Here is a 1,069-nt window from a genome sequence, read left to right as displayed (position 1 = left end):
TGATGTTATTTATTCCGACCTTCTTTTTTGTCTCTTTTACGCCAGGGATGTGTATGACATTGGCGATGACTCTGGGAATGTCAATCGGGGTACGTAGAACACTGCCGATGATGTGGGGCGAGCTAATCGGTGTGGCGGTAGTGGCGGTTTCTTCGGTAATTGGCGTCGCTAGCTTGATGCTGAACTATCCAGCACTGTTTCAGCTGCTCAAATATGCGGGTGGTGCGTATCTGATTTATCTCGGAGTACGGATGTGGCTCAGCAGTGGCGCTATGCAGTTGACACAAAATGAAGAGAAACCCATGGTGTCGGCGCGCAGCTTAGCGATGCAGGGATTTATGACGGCAATCTCCAATCCTAAAGGCTGGGTATTCATGGTGTCTTTGCTTCCACCGTTTGTGAATCCGGCTAAAACATTGGCGCCGCAACTTAGCGTCCTGATCAGTATTATTCTGTTTACTGAGTTTGCCTGTTTACTGGCGTATGCCGGCGGTGGGCAGAGCCTACGTTATTTTTTGCAAAAAAGCGGTAATGTTCAGTGGTTGAACAGAATCGCAGGTAGTTTGATGATTTTTGTCGGGATTTGGTTGGCTGTTGATTAACAATAATGGGCCGCTGTGCTAGGAAATTAATACGTGACAGCTGGTTTGCTTTGTGTGGTCGTATGTTAAAAAAGGGAGCATTTTTGCTCCCTTTTTTATTGCGCTAACAACGTCAATCTACCGAGGATTTGATCGTGCCGCACATCGCTAAGGCCGTATAGGCGGCTATTTGGCTTGATGCTCTAATGATGAATGGTGCACCACGATTCGCAGTGCGCCATTGTCGTCTTTAACAAACTGCCAGGTTTTGTCGACGGTAGTGACTTGGCCCTGAGCATTGGTGAGATTCACTTTGCCCATCGTCGTGGCACTATCACCGGTGATGAGAATCGCGGCGTTGTTAATGGCGCAGTTTTTCCAGTTTTTGAGTGCAAAGCCGGTGTCGTTTGGAAATGCAGGATCATCCCCAACAAAATAGGCTAACGCACCGGCCCGAGTGGTACGAAATGTTTGCGGGTTGACCGTTA

The 1,069-nt window shown here is 48.2% G+C and carries 2 protein-coding genes; one reads left to right on the top strand and one right to left on the bottom strand.

The genetic code is table 11. The features are described 5' to 3' along the window. Window positions 1-602 (top strand): LysE family translocator (locus ACRC27_RS06315; RefSeq protein WP_278988039.1); only part of this gene is annotated, 602 nt, incomplete at its 5' end. A 165-nt stretch (window positions 603-767) separates the two neighbouring features. Here the strand turns inward: ACRC27_RS06315 and ACRC27_RS06310 are convergent. Beyond that, window positions 768-1,069: hypothetical protein (locus ACRC27_RS06310; RefSeq protein WP_438639441.1), on the bottom strand; the 302-nt coding region annotated here is incomplete at its 5' end.

This window comes from Plesiomonas sp., assembly GCF_051650925.1.
Lineage (GTDB): Bacteria > Pseudomonadota > Gammaproteobacteria > Enterobacterales > CAMTGL01 > Plesiomonas.
This window is presented reverse-complemented; position numbering and strand designations above follow the sequence as displayed.